Here is a 15,775-nt window from a genome sequence, read left to right on the forward strand (position 1 = left end):
AAAACGGCATGTTCATGGATGATGAGTTTAATCAGCTAGCAGCGAACTTGCAAAGCCAAGAGGTGACCCTACGCACCTCTGCTCTTAAAGATCTGGCGCAGTACCCCAGTGGCGATGCCAGAATTTTGCCCCTTTTAGAAACGCTGCTGCAAGACAAAACACCTTGCATAGTCATGCTTCCCTACCGCTTTGGCGAGGTTCGCTGGCTAGCGGCTCATGCGTTGGCGGCTGAGTATGCGGCTTTGGGTATCGCCAAAACAGTTCGCTTAGAAGGTGTGGTCAGACCGATTAATACGCAAGAATTTGCCACCCTAGAGCAAGCAGCCAATCTAAAGAGTACAGGCGGCGTGCAGGGCGTGCTAGCCACGTTTGCCAGGTTACAAGAGTTAGGAAGTTTGCCCACCTGTGTACTGGAAATTTGATGGGTTACAGCTAAAGGCAAAGGGCAGCGGCTTTCTGTCAGCTAGTTGAACTTGTGCTGAAGACAGTCTTCAGGCAACGGTCAGAATAATTTTGCCGACGGCGCGCTCCGTTTCGCTGTAGCGGTGGGCGGCTACGGTTTCAGCTAGGGGAAAAACGCGATCGCAAACAGGTTTAACCTGCTCTGTTTCAATTAGGCTTTGCAGGTAAGCCAGGTCAATGCCCCTGGGCTGAGCAATGACAAGCTTGCAGCTTTTACCGGGTAAAACGCTGGTGAGAGCCGCTTGAATCAGGGTTGGCGGGCTGGGCAAGGTGGTGATGTAGAGTCCGCCAGGGTTCAGGGCTGGTTTGCACTGGCGAAAAGTCTGCTGACCCACCGCATCAAAAATCAGGTCATATTTCTCGGTATGCTGGGTGAAATTTTCGGCTGTGTAGTCAATCATGCGATCGCAGTTGAGCGCTTCCATTAGCTCAAAATTGCGACGACTACAGACGCCCGTTACCGTTGCGCCAAAGGCTTTGGCAATTTGCACTGCAAAGCTACCAACTCCACCAGAAGCCCCATTAATCAAAACAGTCTGAGATCCTTTCAGGTTAGCCAAATCCCGCAGTGCTTGCAGCGCCGTGGTGGCCGCTAAGGGAACCGCCGCCGCTTGGGCATAGGTCAGGTTTCTCGGCTTAAAGCAGGCAACTGCTTCCGGCACGACAGCATATTCCGCATAGGCTCCCCCCGCTAGCGGATTAAGAAACGCATAGATTTCATCACCGGGCTTAAACAAAGTGACGCGATCGCCACAAGCCACCACTTCGCCTGCTAGGTCACTACCCAAAACCTTAGGAAAGCTACGACCAGACAGAAGCTTCAGCGTCCCCTGGCGAACTTTCCAGTCTACAGGATTGATGCTAGCAGCTTGGACTTTCACTTTTAGCGCGTTGGCTTTGAGGGTGGGTTCGGCCAACTCAAGGTATTCCAACACGTCGGCAGAACCATATTGATTAATTGCGATCGCTTTCATGCCCAGCAAATACCGCTGAATAGAGGCTCTTGTATTGTCTCCTTTAGCGGCTCCCTTGAGTGGCCTAATGACAAAAGCGATCGCCCCAATCGCACAAATTCAGCCCCAAGACGGATCTTTTCAACCCGTCTTTCTAACCAGCCAGCGATCGCGGCAATTTCAAAACCAGCCATTTCCCAACCAAAAACTTTAAGACAAATACTCTTTAAAGGAGAGCTACCTAAAACTTGCCCAATCCAGACCCCTGTTTTAGAGAAAACTGACTTTTGCGCTTTGCGCAAGCGCAACTTCAGAGGTACGGTAAAACGCCATTCATCAGGTAGCTAAAACCGAAATACCTGTTTTGATCCAGTGCTTACAATGAAAAGCGTAAGGCAGAGAAATAGAAAACACCTGAAGTAGTCAACAATTATCTTACAGGAGGAAAGTTTATGTCTCTTGTTCGTCTCAATCCTTGGCGCGAAATTGATACCCTTCAGCGTCGCATGAACCGGATGTTTGAAGATGCGCTATCTCCTGTTTCTTTTGATGACTTTGCTGGCTTTGCCAACGTTCCGGCTGCCGAGCTAAGCGAAACAGACGAAGCGGTTCACCTCAAACTTGAAATTCCCGGTATTGACGCTAAAGACCTCAATATCGAAGTTACTGCCGATACCGTTTCTATTAGCGGTGAACGCAAGTCTGAAGAAAAATCAGAAACAGATGGCGTTAAGCGAACTGAGTTTCGCTATGGTAAGTTTCAACGCGCTATCTCTTTGCCCAGCCGCATTCAAAATACTGAGGTCAAAGCTGATTACAAAGATGGCATTTTGCACTTGACGTTGCCTAAAGCTGAAGAAGAAAAAAACAAAATCGTTAAAGTTAATATTGGCGATGTCACCGCTTAGTTAACGAATCGATCAAAGCTGACTCAGCGCTAGTTAGCTAATATTTGGCCCGAACATCTATGTTCGGGCCTTTTTGCCAAGTTTCTACCGTCTTTCTAGCCGTTATCTAGCTATAGCCATCAGCGTTGAGACGCTTAAATTGCTCAAAGCCTTTCATAGAAAATCTTTCTTTCTGGCTTTAGCATTCTGGCTTTAGCGATAACTTGCAACCGTGAAATAGGCTATAGGGCTGTAGGCGTCAGTTGTAAAACGTATTGGCTACCAGGCGCTAACGATATAATCACGCGATCGCTGTCTTCGTCAGCAGAAAAGACATCAAACAAAAATTCGGCAAACTGTCCCATAATTACCAAGCCGTTTTCATTGCTACCGCCTAGAGAGTTGCCTAAGGTATAGAGCGAAGGGGGGAGCGGAGCAGAGCGAGGTTGTGCTTCAGGCGGTGGCACTACTTCAATGCGGCTCGGCGGGACGATAGCACTGGTCGCTTGTAAGGGGATGAGCTGACCATCCACCAAAATCGCCTCAGTCACAATTTGGACACCCGATTCGGAAGGAACCAGTCGCGCCGCAATTGGACAATCTGCAGCGATCGCCACATTCCCTTGATAAAGAATGGGCTGAGCCAGATAGAGCGTAATGGGTATAGCAGCCCCATCCGCAGCACTAAGGTCATATTCAGCCGTTTGTAGCACTTTGACCAGAATGGCTTCATATTCGGTGAGGACTGAGGCTAAAGCTGTCGGCTCGACCGCCGAGGGGGGCACAGTCGGTTCAGTTTGAGCCATTGCCGTTTGTGAAAGTAGCAAAGCGATCGCCGGGGCCAACCAGATAGATGCCTTCATGACCAACTTCTCCAGGATGATGGGGGGAATAACCGATAAGTCATCGATAAGCTAAAGATGACCTTTTTGGGATAGTTGCGTCGATACAGAAAACTCAGGAGCTACGCTCTAAGCGGTAAGGTTGTTAGCGGCAGAATTCAGGTTTATTCAGGTGGCTATTCAGGCGATCGCCCTGACTTTAGCCCTGATCTTGCAAAAATGCCTCAGTTGAGTTGACATGGGGAAACGGCGCTGACGGCACTGGTAGCCCCAAAGCCTGACACAAAGGCTCCCAGCCATCGCCTGTTTGCCATTCCACCAATCTGTCCCCCAAACCAGCCTGACGGACTTGCTGATTGTGCTGGTTAAAAGCAGCGATGCAGGCAGCTCGGTCAGTGGTCGCTAGGGTAAACCTGTTTTTTAACAATTCGCTCATCATCGCTCGCCACTCTCCTTCGGCCTCACGCATTTTAGGAAAAATGGTGGCGCTAGCACTGCGCCACCAAGCCTCAGCCGGTCTAACCGAAAGTACAATCAACGCCTCAGGATAAAAAGCGCTTAACTCTGGCCAAAAAGCACCCGTTGGCCAATCTACAGCCGCACTATAGCCTGCAAAGATAGCTGACCAGTCAATTGTTTCTCCTTGAGCAGCGGCGTGCCACAGCGGCAGATGTTCTGGATGAGAAAACAGTTCAACCATGTGATAGCAGGGTTCATCCAGCAAATGCTCTAGCGCCAGCTTGAGTGATTTTGTGCCTGTACGGCCTAGGCCAGCCCCGATAACTTTTAGCATCAACCGATTCCCCGCTAAAACAGGTTACTTTACTAATGGTCTAACGTTTTTGCTCAGGCACTGGCGATCATTTCTACCTGGCGATAGATCATCGGCTGGTTTCCGAGTTCTCACCCTTGGCTGTTCAGGCAGGGCGTTGTCGCCAGTATCGGCGCGGTAGCTGTCTGCCCGGTTTGAGCCATTTGGCGGCGAGGGGGATCGTGTGCTCAAAGCTACCGTCAAAACAACCCGTCATAATGAAGAACGAGTAGTTTCAGCGTCACCTCAGCAATGCATGATGACTGCTGGCAAGCAACTGCCTGAACTCAAGGATTCGCCGTCTTTAATTGCTCGTTCATGTATCTCAAAACGCTGCATCTCAAGCACTTTAGGAACTACGGCGATCAGCGAATTGAGTTTTGTGCGCCCAAAACTATTTTGGTGGGGGATAACGCTCAGGGTAAGTCTAATCTGTTAGAAGCCGTTGAGCTATTAGCCACGTTAAAGTCACATCGCACCAGCCGCGATCGCGATTTAATTCAAGATGGCAACGCCTTTGGTCAAATCTCCGCCACCCTAGAACGAGAGCTAGGGCTAGCAGAAATGGCCTTGATTTTGCGCAGCGGTAGCCGCCGCACCGCTATGCTGAATGGCGAAAAGCTGCGCCGACAAATGGATTTTCTCGGCCACCTGAATGCGGTGCAGTTTTCTAGCCTTGACCTCGATCTCGTCCGCAGTGGCCCCGGTGAGCGCCGCATCTGGATCGACACGCTCTTGATGCAGCTAGAGCCAATTTATGCTTACATTTTGCAGCAGTACACAACTGTTTTGAAGCAGCGTAATGCCCTGCTACGGCAATGGGGCGAAAAAGACAACAGCAGTGCAGCGGTCGATGCCACCCAATTGGCAATTTGGGATGCCCAGCTAGCCACCTTAGGCTCTAGGGTGATTCGACGGCGATCGCGAGTGCTCAAGCGTCTGACCCCTCTGGCTCAAAGTTGGCACACCGCCATCAGCGGTAGCACCGAAGACTTACAAATTCGCTATGCTCCCAGCGTGCCGCTAACCGAAGGTGAACCCGCCGCTGTTCAACAAGCTTTTTTAGACAAAATTCAGCAACGGGCGATCGCAGAGCAACACCAGCACACGACTTTAGTTGGCCCCCATCGCGACGACATCGAATTTACCATCAACCATACCCCCGCCCGCCAGTATGGTTCTCAAGGCCAGCAGCGCACCCTGGTACTCTCGCTTAAGCTAGCAGAGCTAAAGCTAATTGAATCGGTGGTTGGCGAACCGCCGCTCTTGCTGCTCGACGACGTTCTGGCCGAACTAGACCTCAACCGCCAAAATCAGCTACTTGAGGCCATTCAAGACCGCTTTCAAACCCTGATTACCACCACGCATCTCGGTTCTTTTGATGCCCAATGGCTCAACTCCTCTCAAATTTTGCAAGTCCAAGCTGGAACGCTGATCAATCCCTAGCGCTGCCGCCGCTGCGATCGCGAACTTTTACACGCTGTCTTTTGACAAAGTGACCTTGGCTACCTAAAGTAAAGCGGTCATCTGGCGCGCAAAAATTGTGGATTCTGTCAAAAAACTTAAGCAGAGAAAGTGGCTCTCCGTTGGCATTGAGGCTCACGGTCGGGTGGCGATTGGCATTTCGGCTCATGGTCTAGTTGCCATTGGCGTTTCAACCCATGGCATTATCTCAGTAGGGGTAATTTCAATGGGGGTTTTCTCCATTGGCCTGGTTTCGATGGGAATTACCACCTTGGGGCTGGTTTCAATGGGAGTTGCTAGCTTCGGCCAGCAAACCATGGGGCTTTTAAGACCGCATGTTCATCCTGTAGAAGCCCCTGCGCCAGAGAGGTCACCTGACGGTCACGGGGATCATTCGTTTTAGACGGTTACACAGCGTTTTGCCCATGGCTCCTCTTCCTTCCCGGCAGCCCAAGCGATTGTCTTTAGGCTCCCTTGAAACTGAAATTTTAGAAATTTTGTGGCAGCGGGGTCAGGCTACAGCCCGTGAAATTCACGAGCAGATTTTGGCTGATCCCGATCGCGAACTGGCCTGCGCCTCCGTTACTACGGTGCTCAACCGCTTGACTGAAAAAGGGTGGCTGGCAAGGCAGCGGCAACAACGTTCTTTTGTCTGGCAGCCGCTAATTTCTCAGCAAGAGGCCACTGCGCTACAGGCTCATCATCAGCTCAAAGCTTTTCTCGCAGTGGGCAATCCTGATATTGTTGCGGCCTTTGCGGATGAGCTAGATGCCACCAGCATCAACCAGCTAGAAGCCATTATGCAACGCCTCAAAACGGCTCGTCGCCATCGGGAGGGTCGCTAACATGCACTGTGTATTGTTGTTACTGGCGATCGCGCTGGCGTTGGTATTACGAGTCGGCTTGTCACAGCTAATGCCAATGGGCGATCGCGCTTGGAATGGACGCTGGCAGTTAACGCTGGCAAACTTTTTGCTACCGCCCTTAGCGATCGCCTTTACTGCGCTAGCCGTGTTGTACATGGGCAGTCACGGCCACATGCTAGGGGCACCTGTTGGCAAAGTGGGTTACGGGTTAGCGGCTGCCATTGTCGCCGTTACCGTTGGGCTGTTTGCTTATCTGGGTTGGCAAAGTGGGCGATCGCAGCAACAAGTGCGGCGCTTACCGCGGCTAACGCTACAAAAAAATCCGGTACGTCAGCTAGAAACAGCCGTGCCATTTGCGGCTCAAATTGGCCTCTGGCGTTCAGAACTGGTTGTCAGCCAAGGACTCTTAGATACGCTCAGCGCTGCCCAGCTAGAAGCCGTACTGGCGCATGAAGCCGCCCACCGCTACTACCACGACACGGTCTGCTTTTTCTGGCTGGGCGGGGTGCGGCGATTGACAACTTGGCTACCTCAGACAGAAGCGCTCTGGCAAGAGCTAATTTTTCTCCGCGAACTGCGAGCCGATCGCTGGGCAGCTAACCGCATAGATCCGCTGTTATTGGCTGAGTCGCTGGTGCAGGTGGCGCAAGCCGCAGTGGCTCCACCTGGCGATTGCTGGGCTTTGCTGACCGATCGCACCCAGGTTGAGCGGCTAGAAGAGCGGATTGACGCCCTGATGCGTGACTTGCCTCTAGAGGGTATGGCAGAAGGCCCTGCTCATTTTCCCTGGCTTTGGTTTTGCCGCTTGGCGATTGGCTTACCGCTGTTAACCATTCCTTTTCACACGTTTTAAGCGGCTGGGGGCTAACACAAGCGCGACACCTAGCCAAGCCCTAGCACCGTTTACGGCTCAGGCTGTTTCTTTAGCTGGGCTTTGAGTAAATCAATAAAGGTAAAAGCGGCAGGGGTGAGCATGGCATCGGCAAAAATGGTGACGCGGATGCTACGCCAGAGGGGCACGGGCAGACTACACACCTGCACCGTGGCCGGGATCGGTTCCGCTGCTAGGCGGGGGCTAATGGCTGCACCTAAGCCTTGAGCCACCATGTTAACAATCGTGGCATCTGATCGCACCTGATAGGTCGGCTGCAACTCAACCCCATACTGGGCACAGTGGGCATAAACCATGGCATCGCAAACATCCCCCACCGGAGCCATAATCAGCGGATGCTGCGTCAGCATCGACCAGTCGAGCGCTTTAACCCGTTCAAACTGCGGCGGCAGCAGCACCACAAACTCGTCTTGTAGCAATTCCCAATGCTCAAACACTGGCTCTGTGGGTAAGTAGGTTAGCCCAATGTCCGCCCGTCCCTGGCGCAAGTCGTCTTCTACCTGAGGGCTATCGTCGTGTTCGCTCAAACGAACGGCGATCGCTGGATACCGCCGACAAAATTCAGCAATCACCTCTGGCAACAAATGGGTGGCAGCGCTGCGAAAAGCAGAAATGCGGATTTGCCCACCCCGCAGACCTTTCGCCAAATTGGCCTGTTTGGTGATGTCCTCCATCAGGTAAGTAATCTGGCGGGAGCGGTTAACAATTTGCTCACCCACTGGGGTCAAATGGGCACCGTAGCGCCCTCGCGATACCAGCACAACCCCAAGTTCGGCTTCTAAAGTAGCGATCGCGTAGCTGATGGCGGATTGCGACAGGTCAAGCTGCAAAGCCGCTTCGCTAAAGCTGCCGCTGTCGGCTACCGCAATGAGCGCTTGCAGTTGAGAAAATTTTAGATTTTGCTGAAGATAGCCCATTGCGGCAGTGGTGGCTTGGCTTGCGCTCAAGCGTAGCGGTAAACCAACCCGTAATCTATCAAAGAACTTAATAGATGCGATGGAAGTCGCTGCTGGTTTAACGGTCGCCATTCTCCTAAGGTGGCTGAAACAGGAGGGATACCCGATGAAACCACCCCTAAGCCCAAGCGACTATCGGCGGCTAGAACTCATTGATCCCCCACGGGTTCAGCTCGATCCCTGGCGAATCAAGCTTTATAGCGGGCTAAAATACCTGGGCGCTGGGTGCCGCTCTCTCGTTAAGTGGCTGCAAAGCACCTGCTGGCGATCGCCTGATGTCGAAATCTGGCAGGTTCGCGATCGCGACGGTAGGATCTGGTGGCATGGCCACGATCCCGTTTCGGGTCGATCGATCCACGCCGTTACTGAAGCTGAAATTCGGTGCTGGTTAGAACAACGCTGGCATCTCTACCCTGGTTCATCCCGCCGGATTGATTAACGTTAGAGTAGACATAGATGCCCTTGGAGCCTGCCCCATGAAAAAGCTTTTGCTTCTCAGCCAGTGCAGCCTGCTCTTGTTGGTAGCCGCTGGGTCGCTGCCCGCTGCCGCCGAAGACGTCCCCAGACGCTTTCAAACCTGCCGCAGCAGCTTCGTTCAGCCCAACGTTGAGCATCCCGCTAGCGCCACCCCTACTCAAACGCCTCAACCTTTGATTCAGCGCAATTGCGTCAACCGGATTCATCGATTTCGTACGGGCACAGCGCTGTGTGGTCTAGACGAGTATGGTCAGCCAACGCTAGGTGAATTTAGACAGTTTGAAACCCGTCAGCAGGGTCGCACCATTCGCTCTCAGCCGCAGTTAGTGCGCTGTCTGTAGCGGCTTGCCGCAAAAACAAACTGCGAAAGACAGGCTGGCCTTTAGCCAGCGTCATTTGCTCTCGCTCGGTTTGAGCCAAAAAGGGGCTGGCCGCTAGCCAGCCCGTTGGCTGCTGCACAAAGGCAGGCTGTTCGGCAAAGCGCTCGGTCATCTCAGTCGCAACCGCCTCTACATCTGACTGCAGCACTACCTCTGCATTGGCGGGCATCAGTTCGGCTAAAGTTGCAATCAACGCTGGCTGCACAACCCGCCGCTTTTGATGCCGCTTTTTAAACCAGGGATCGGGAAACTGAATAGTGACTCGTTGTAAAGGCACTTGTGGCCAGTTGGCAAAGAGCGATCGCAGGGACTGATTGGCGTTGCAAAAAACAAAGTGCAGGTTTTGGATTTGCTGTTCATCCCGCCATTGCAGGGCTTGTTCTACCAGCGGTTGGCGAATTTCTAAGCCTAAAAAATTCCAATCCGGCTGCAGCTGAGCCATTTGCCGCAGAAAAAAGCCACGCCCACAGCCAATATCGAGATGTAGCGGCTGATCCAGGCGCGTAAAAATTTGCCCCCAGTCAGCAACCGTCTTGGGCGTTTGATATTTGTTACTAAGCGGATTGACATGCTGGCGCACTCGACGAACCACAGCCACGAAGCAAGCACCTCCTAAAATTTCAGGCTTATACTCTAGCGTAGCGGTCGGCGTCTACGCGCAGGTGTTGCAATAGCCATTGATTTTCTGGCGAGATGGCTTATTGTTTAACTAGGTTTATCGGTTAAATTCTTGACGATGGCCGCCGCTTCAATGGCAACCGCTTTGAACCGTCTCATTGCAGATCTTGAATGAACCGCTGGCTGCGCAAACAACTGCGACCCAAACTCATCTGGCTAACCCTGCTACTACTGGTGTGGCTGCTGTGCAGCGCCGAGGCGATCGCCGCTAGCCTGAGCGATCGGCTGGCGCAGTTCCCCAACTGGACGGATAAACCACCCGTTCAGGCCGCCATAGATGATTTAATCTACCCAGACTGGATGGTTGGCACCTGGCAAATGACCAGCACGCTGGTTGACTTGGTGGCTCCCCTCGCCCCTGAAATCGTTAGCCCTGGCTTTGAAAGCAACCGTCAATTTTTAGGCCAGCCAATTGTTTGCCAGGTGCGCTTTGTCAGGCAGTCGCCGCGATCGCGCAGTCGCTTTGTCCCCAGTGTGGTGCGGCCAATGGCTAACATCATTGCCGATCGGGCTTTCAACGGTTTGAATTTAGCTAAAGCCTATTTAGGCGAAACAGCCGTTAAGGCGGTCTACGTTGATCCCGATAACCCCAATCGGCAGGTAACGACGCTCAGCGGCGATCGCCAGTTAGTTTCAACCGTCAGCCAGCGTGCCACTGAACGACCCCGAAGCGATCGCTTTATCACTTCGGAAATTTTTCAGCAGATTTTTCGAGGTTCGCCGCGTCCCTATTTAAATGAGGTAGAAACGACCACGGCGTATACCCAGTTGCCAACCGAAGCCGGGGCGATCGCCGCTGACCAGGTGACTGCCATCTATCTGTCACCCCAAGATCCCGACTACTTTAAGGCGATTGATCGCCCCATTGCTCTATACCGCTATCGGCTTGAATTTCATCCGGTTTCTCAATAGCTCAATAGTTAGATGCAGATTGCTGCATCTCTACGAGGTGTCTCCATGCTGAACCCGATCAAACCCACGACCGATCCGGCCTACGATATCTTAGGTTCCGAGCGCCAGCCGCTCCAGGCCATCTTCTCACCCCAAACGGTTGCCGTCATTGGGGCGTCCGATCGTCCCCACAGCGTTGGCCGCACGCTGCTATGGAATCTTTTAAGTAACCCTTTCGGCGGCACAATTTTTCCGGTAAACCCTAAACGCAAAAGCGTTTTAGGCGTCAAAGCTTACCCAGACCTGCGCTCAGTACCAGAACCTATCGACCTCGCTGTTATCGCCACGCCTGCGGTGACGGTGCCCGAAGTCATTGCTGACTGTGTCGCCCTCGGCGTTAAAGGGGCGATTGTGATTTCAGCCGGATTTCGAGAAATCGGCCCAGCAGGTATGGCCTTAGAAGCCAAAATTCGCGAACAGATTCGGCATAGCCCCTTGAGGCTGATTGGCCCTAATTGTCTGGGCGTAATGAATCCCCGCAGTGGACTCAATGCCACCTTTGCCCACACAATGGCTCGTCCGGGAAATGTGGGCTTTATCAGCCAAAGTGGTGCCCTGTGTACTTCAGTGTTGGACTGGAGCTTGCCAGAAAATGTCGGCTTTAGTGCTTTTATTTCCATTGGGGCGATGCTGGATGTGGGCTGGGGCGATTTGATTTACTACCTAGGTGATGATCCCCACACCCAAAGCATCGTCATCTACATGGAGTCAATTGGCGATGCCCGCGCCTTTCTTTCCGCTGCGCGTGAGGTGGCTCTGACCAAGCCAATTATTTTGATCAAAGCAGGTCGAAGTGAGGCGGCAGCACAGGCTGCCGCTTCTCATACCGGGGCACTGGCGGGCAGCGATGCGGTCTTAGAAGCGGCTTTTCAGCGGTGTGGCGTACTGCGCGTTAGCCGTATTTCTGAGTTGTTTAACATGGCTGAGGTGCTGGCCAAGCGTCACTATCGCTTACAAGGCCCAAATCTCACCATCATTACCAATGCGGGAGGGCCAGGGGTACTGGCAACGGATGCTTTAGTCACCACAGGGGGGCATTTAGCCACGCTGGCAGACCAAACGGTGACGCAGCTCAACCAGGTTTTACCCCCTCACTGGAGCCACGGCAACCCCATTGATATTTTGGGCGACGCTGACCCCCAGCGCTATACGCAGGCGCTAGAGATTGCTGTACAAGATCCCAACAGCGATGGCCTGCTGGTGATCCTGACGCCTCAAGCCATGACCGATCCCACTCAAACGGCTGAACGGCTGAAGGCTACGGTTGATCAGCTACAAAATACGCCCAACCAAAACAAACCCATTTTGGCCAGTTGGATGGGGGGATCTTCGGTAGCAGCGGGCGAAGCCATGCTCAACCGCAGCCAAATTCCCACCTATCCCTATCCAGACTCGGCGGCGCGGCTGTTTAATCTGATGTGGCAGTATAGCTACAACCTGCAGGGCATCTACGAAACGCCGATTTTACGAGAAGATTGGGAGTCTGGGGGGCCAGATCGCGCGATCGCAGCAGATTTGCTGCAAACGGCTCAGCAAAAAGGCCGCAATCTGCTGACTGAGGCCGAGTCTAAACAGCTTTTAGCCGCTTACGGCATTCCCACCATTGAAACTCGCATAGCCCATAGCGAAGCTGAAGCGGTTGAGTTTGCTAACGCTATGGGCTACCCGGTTGTACTCAAACTGCATTCCGAAACCATTACCCACAAAACTGACGTGGGCGGGGTGCAGCTTAATCTCGGCCATCCTGATTCAGTTCGGCAGGCGTACCAAGCGATCGCTCGTAACGTTGGCGAAAACAGTCCCGATTTTTTGGGGGTGACGGTTCAGCCGATGATTTTCCGGGATGGCGGCTATGAGCTAACCATTGGCAGCAGTATTGATCCCCAATTTGGCCCAGTGCTGGTCTTTGGCACGGGAGGCCAACTGATTGAAGTCATTCGCGATCGCGCGATTGCCCTGCCGCCGCTCAACAGCACCCTGGCTCGACGGCTGATGGAGCAAACCAAGATTTATCAAGCCCTGCAAGGTGTACGCGGACGAGCGGCTGTGGATCTATCAGCGCTGGAGCAGCTTTTGGTGCGCTTTAGCCAGCTAATTGTAGAGCAGCGCTGCATTCGCGAAATCGATATTAACCCGCTGCTGGCCTTGCCGATGGATACGTCCGGCCCTTCTCTGCTTGCCCTAGATGCCCGCGTCATTCTCCACGACGCTAGCCTACCCGCCGCCGAACTGCCCAAGCTGGCTATTCGCCCCTACCCCATCCAGTACCGCCAGACCTGGCAGTCTCCTGAAGGCAATGCCATCGTCATTCGCCCCATTCGCCCGGAAGACGAACCGCTAATTGTGCAATTTCACCAAACCCTCTCGGAGCAAAGCGTTTATTTCCGCTATTTTCACTTGATGAAGCTGAGCCACCGTGTCGCCCACGATCGCCTCACGCGCATTTGTTTCATCGATTACGATCGGCAAATGGCGCTAGTTGCCGATTACAAAGATCCCGTCACGGGCGAACACGAAATTTGGGCAGTTGGTCGCCTCAGCAAGCTGCACGGCGTCAATGAAGCTGAATTTGCTCTGCTGGTTAGCGATCGCCATCAGCAGCAAGGATTAGGCACAGAGCTACTGCGGCGGCTGGTACAAATTGGGGACGACGAAGGACTCGATCGCATCACTGCCGAAATTTTGCCTGAAAACCGCGCCATGCAGCGAGTAGCCGAAAAGGTCGGCTTTACTGTGCAGCGCCGCCCCGACTGGGTCAAAGCCGAGATTCAGCTTTCTAAAACGTCGTAGCCTGTGATGAAATACGTAAACGAATATCGTCGGGCTGACACGGCTCAAGCCTATGCTGAGCGGGTCAAAGCCCTGATTAGCCGTCCCTGGACTTTGATGGAAATTTGCGGCGGCCAAACCCACAGCATCGTCAAATATGGCATTGATCAGCTCTTGCCCCCTGAAATTACCCTGATTCATGGGCCGGGGTGCCCCGTCTGCGTTACCTCCATTGAGCTAATCGATCAGGCGATCGCCTTGGCGCGTCTGCCAGAAGTGATTTTTTGCTCCTTTGGTGACATGCTGCGGGTTCCGGGTAGTCAGCAAGATCTCCTCAGCGTCAAAGCCGCTGGCGCTGATGTCCGTATCGTCTACTCACCGCTGGATTGCCTGCAACTGGCTCAAGCCAACCGCGATCGCCAGGTGGTCTTTTTTGCTGTTGGCTTTGAAACCACAGCACCCGCTACGGCAATGGCGGTTTATCAAGCAGCCCAGCAGGGGATTGAGAATTTTTCTATGCTGGTGTCTCATGTTTTGGTGCCCCCCGCGATGGCGGCGATCTTATCAGCGCCCCACTGTCAGGTACAGGGATTTTTAGCCGCAGGTCATGTCTGCACGGTGATGGGCTACACCGCTTACGAAGCGATCGCCCAAACCTATCAGGTACCGATTGTCGTGACGGGCTTTGAACCAGTTGACATCTTGCAGGGTGTCTACCTTTGCATAGCCCAACTAGAAGCCGGACAGGCAGCTTGCGAAAATCAATACGCCCGCTCAGTCCGGCGATCGGGCAATAAACCAGCCCAACAGCTGATGCAAACCGTATTTGAGGTGGTTGACCGCTGCTGGCGCGGGATGGGTACGATCGGCCAAAGTGGTTTGGCGTTGCGTTCTACCTATGCCCAGTTTGACGCCAGCCAACGCTTTGCCCCCCAGCTCAGCGCGATCGCGCCGCCCCTCGCAACTGAAACTGAGTGTATCAGCGGCCAAATTATGCAGGGTCACCAAAAGCCTTACGACTGCCCCGTTTTTGGTAGCCGCTGCACCCCCGAACATCCCCTCGGTGCCCCAATGGTATCGTCTGAAGGAGCCTGTGCCGCTTATTATCGTTATCGTCAGCGCCTTTCTCGCCCCTATGATGAATTTTCGCCTCACCTGCCCCATCCCGCTTGAACACTATCCCACGGTGCAACTGGCGCATGGCGGGGGTGGGCGGCTCATGCATCAACTCATCCACCAAATGTTTTTGGCTACGTTTGGCGCTGAGCGATCGCACGATGCCGCCGTTTTACCGATCCCCACTGCTAAAGCGGCTTTTACCACTGATTCCTACGTGGTGCAGCCGCTGTTTTTTCCGGGTGGCGATATTGGCTCACTGGCCGTTCACGGCACCGTCAACGATCTAGCCATGAGTGGGGCGCGTCCCCTCTACCTCAGTGCCGGATTCATTTTAGAAGAAGGGTTGCCGATGACGACCCTGTGGCAAGTGGTGCAGTCGATGCAGCAGGCAGCGCAGCAGGCAGGGGTCGCGATCGTTACTGGCGATACAAAGGTGGTCGATCGTGGTAAAGGCGATGGACTCTATATCAATACGGCTGGCGTTGGTCTAATTGAGCATGATCAAGACATTGCTGCCGACGCCCTTGAGCCAGGTGACGTAGTTTTGCTCAGTGGGGATATTGGTCGTCATGGCATTGCTATTATGGCTGTGCGCGAAGGTCTGGCGTTTGAAACGGCGATCGCCAGCGATTCTGCACCTGTTTCAGCCCCCATTCTAGATTTACTACAAGCCGACATTCCTCTGCACTGCCTGCGAGATCTTACACGCGGCGGGCTAGCCAGCGCCCTGAATGAAATTGCTAGTGAAGCCAAAATGGCGATCGCCATTGAAGAAACCGCCATTCCCGTGCGGGAAGACGTTCAGGGAGCCTGCGAAATTTTGGGTTTTGATCCGCTGTATGTGGCCAATGAAGGCCGCTTTATAGCCTTTGTGCCCGCCGCCGCCGCCGCCGCTGCCTTGGCGATTTTGCAAACTTATCATCCTCAAGCCTGCGCGATCGGACAAGTGACAGGCAAAAGTACGCGATCGCTAGGACGAGTAACCCTCAACAGCCAAATCGGTGCCGCCCGAATTTTAGACCTGCTCAGTGGCGAACAGCTTCCCCGCATTTGTTAGATATTGAAGGGTCTTAACGCTGGTGGCGACAGCGACCAATGGCTGCAAGCCTTTCGTTCCGCAGATGTCTCTACCAAAAAAGCCTCAATTGCCTTTGGAGGCAACCAAAAGCAAAACGGCCAAACCCATTTCCTTAGAAAGAGTTTTGGCCGTTTTACTCAAAAGCTGGTGACAAGACTCGAACTTGCGACCGGCTGATTACAAATCAGCT

Annotated in this window: 18 protein-coding genes; 13 read left to right on the forward strand and 5 right to left on the reverse strand. The window is 53.4% G+C overall.

Features of this window, described 5'->3' with window-relative positions:
- Positions 1–8 precede the first annotated feature (8 nt).
- Positions 9–422: a hypothetical protein gene (locus ACTS3T_RS09140; RefSeq protein WP_377964239.1), complete on the forward strand. Its 414-nt coding sequence runs from the start codon at positions 9–11 to the stop codon at positions 420–422.
- 69 nt (positions 423–491) lie between these two features.
- On the opposite strand, the gene ACTS3T_RS09145 is transcribed toward ACTS3T_RS09140, so the two are convergent.
- Positions 492–1,436, reverse strand: a complete 945-nt coding sequence (locus tag ACTS3T_RS09145) for an NAD(P)-dependent alcohol dehydrogenase (protein WP_377964241.1) — start codon at positions 1,434–1,436, stop codon at positions 492–494.
- Between the two features lie 34 nt (positions 1,437–1,470).
- Here ACTS3T_RS09145 and ACTS3T_RS09150 point away from each other — a divergent pair, with 34 nt between their 5' ends.
- Complete coding sequence (locus ACTS3T_RS09150) at positions 1,471–1,629, forward strand: hypothetical protein (protein WP_377964243.1); 159 nt, start codon at positions 1,471–1,473, stop codon at positions 1,627–1,629.
- A gap of 238 nt (positions 1,630–1,867) precedes the next feature.
- Entirely contained in the window at positions 1,868–2,323 is a 456-nt protein-coding gene (locus ACTS3T_RS09155; RefSeq protein ID WP_377964245.1) for an Hsp20/alpha crystallin family protein, read from the forward strand.
- Between the two features lie 221 nt (positions 2,324–2,544).
- Here the strand turns inward: ACTS3T_RS09155 and ACTS3T_RS09160 are convergent, their stop codons facing one another.
- Positions 2,545–3,165: a hypothetical protein gene (locus ACTS3T_RS09160; RefSeq protein ID WP_377964247.1), complete on the reverse strand. Its 621-nt coding sequence runs from the start codon at positions 3,163–3,165 to the stop codon at positions 2,545–2,547.
- A 178-nt stretch (positions 3,166–3,343) separates the two neighbouring features.
- A complete protein-coding gene (locus ACTS3T_RS09165; protein WP_377967661.1) occupies positions 3,344–3,937 on the reverse strand; it encodes a sulfotransferase family protein in 594 nt (197 codons plus the stop codon).
- Positions 3,938–4,273: 336 nt separating this feature from the next.
- Here ACTS3T_RS09165 and recF point away from each other — a divergent pair, with 336 nt between their 5' ends.
- From recF to ACTS3T_RS09185, 4 genes are all read left to right on the forward strand, one after another.
- Positions 4,274–5,401, forward strand: coding sequence for a DNA replication/repair protein RecF (gene recF / locus ACTS3T_RS09170; RefSeq protein WP_377967663.1), 1,128 nt, complete (start codon positions 4,274–4,276; stop codon positions 5,399–5,401).
- A 97-nt stretch (positions 5,402–5,498) separates the two neighbouring features.
- Positions 5,499–5,822 carry a hypothetical protein gene (locus tag ACTS3T_RS09175; protein WP_377967665.1) on the forward strand — a complete coding sequence of 108 codons (324 nt, stop codon included), beginning with the start codon at positions 5,499–5,501 and terminating at the stop codon, positions 5,820–5,822.
- 22 nt (positions 5,823–5,844) lie between these two features.
- Positions 5,845–6,264 (forward strand): BlaI/MecI/CopY family transcriptional regulator, encoded by a 420-nt coding sequence (locus ACTS3T_RS09180; RefSeq protein ID WP_377967667.1) that lies wholly within the window; start codon positions 5,845–5,847, stop codon positions 6,262–6,264.
- A gap of 1 nt (position 6,265) precedes the next feature.
- Positions 6,266–7,138, forward strand: a complete 873-nt coding sequence (locus ACTS3T_RS09185) for a M56 family metallopeptidase (protein WP_377967669.1) — start codon at positions 6,266–6,268, stop codon at positions 7,136–7,138.
- A 50-nt stretch (positions 7,139–7,188) separates the two neighbouring features.
- Here ACTS3T_RS09185 and ACTS3T_RS09190 read toward each other — a convergent pair whose 3' ends face one another.
- Positions 7,189–8,205: a LysR family transcriptional regulator gene (locus ACTS3T_RS09190; protein ID WP_377967671.1), complete on the reverse strand. Its 1,017-nt coding sequence runs from the start codon at positions 8,203–8,205 to the stop codon at positions 7,189–7,191.
- A gap of 34 nt (positions 8,206–8,239) precedes the next feature.
- Between ACTS3T_RS09190 and ACTS3T_RS09195 the strand changes: the two genes are divergently transcribed.
- Both ACTS3T_RS09195 and ACTS3T_RS09200 read left to right on the forward strand, forming a co-directional pair.
- The gene (locus tag ACTS3T_RS09195; protein ID WP_377967673.1) at positions 8,240–8,572 is read left to right on the forward strand and encodes a hypothetical protein; all 333 of its coding nucleotides are present in this window, start codon (positions 8,240–8,242) and stop codon (positions 8,570–8,572) included.
- A 37-nt stretch (positions 8,573–8,609) separates the two neighbouring features.
- A complete protein-coding gene (locus ACTS3T_RS09200) occupies positions 8,610–8,951 on the forward strand; it encodes a hypothetical protein (RefSeq protein ID WP_377967675.1) in 342 nt (113 codons plus the stop codon).
- Here the strand turns inward: ACTS3T_RS09200 and trmB are convergent.
- A complete protein-coding gene (gene trmB / locus ACTS3T_RS09205) occupies positions 8,881–9,582 on the reverse strand; it encodes a tRNA (guanosine(46)-N7)-methyltransferase TrmB (RefSeq protein WP_377967685.1) in 702 nt (233 codons plus the stop codon). The genes ACTS3T_RS09200 and trmB overlap by 71 nt on opposite strands.
- 197 nt (positions 9,583–9,779) lie before the next feature.
- Here trmB and ACTS3T_RS09210 point away from each other — a divergent pair, with 197 nt between their 5' ends.
- The 4 genes from ACTS3T_RS09210 to hypE are packed head-to-tail and all read left to right on the forward strand — an operon-like array spanning position 9,780 to position 15,564.
- Positions 9,780–10,580, forward strand: coding sequence for a DUF6816 family protein (locus tag ACTS3T_RS09210; RefSeq protein WP_377967677.1), 801 nt, complete (start codon positions 9,780–9,782; stop codon positions 10,578–10,580).
- Between the two features lie 45 nt (positions 10,581–10,625).
- On the forward strand, positions 10,626–13,409 hold the full coding sequence (locus tag ACTS3T_RS09215) for a bifunctional acetate--CoA ligase family protein/GNAT family N-acetyltransferase (RefSeq protein ID WP_377967679.1): 2,784 nt from the start codon (positions 10,626–10,628) through the stop codon (positions 13,407–13,409).
- A 6-nt stretch (positions 13,410–13,415) separates the two neighbouring features.
- The gene (hypD, locus tag ACTS3T_RS09220) at positions 13,416–14,561 is read left to right on the forward strand and encodes a hydrogenase formation protein HypD (RefSeq protein ID WP_377967681.1); all 1,146 of its coding nucleotides are present in this window, start codon (positions 13,416–13,418) and stop codon (positions 14,559–14,561) included.
- A complete protein-coding gene (hypE, locus tag ACTS3T_RS09225) occupies positions 14,524–15,564 on the forward strand; it encodes a hydrogenase expression/formation protein HypE (protein WP_377967683.1) in 1,041 nt (346 codons plus the stop codon). The genes hypD and hypE overlap by 38 nt, the downstream gene beginning before the upstream one ends.
- Positions 15,565–15,775 lie beyond the last annotated feature (211 nt).

Source organism: Almyronema sp. (assembly GCF_052168255.1).
In the GTDB taxonomy this organism is placed as follows: Bacteria; Cyanobacteriota; Cyanobacteriia; order Phormidesmidales; family Phormidesmidaceae; genus Sphaerothrix; species Sphaerothrix epifaneia.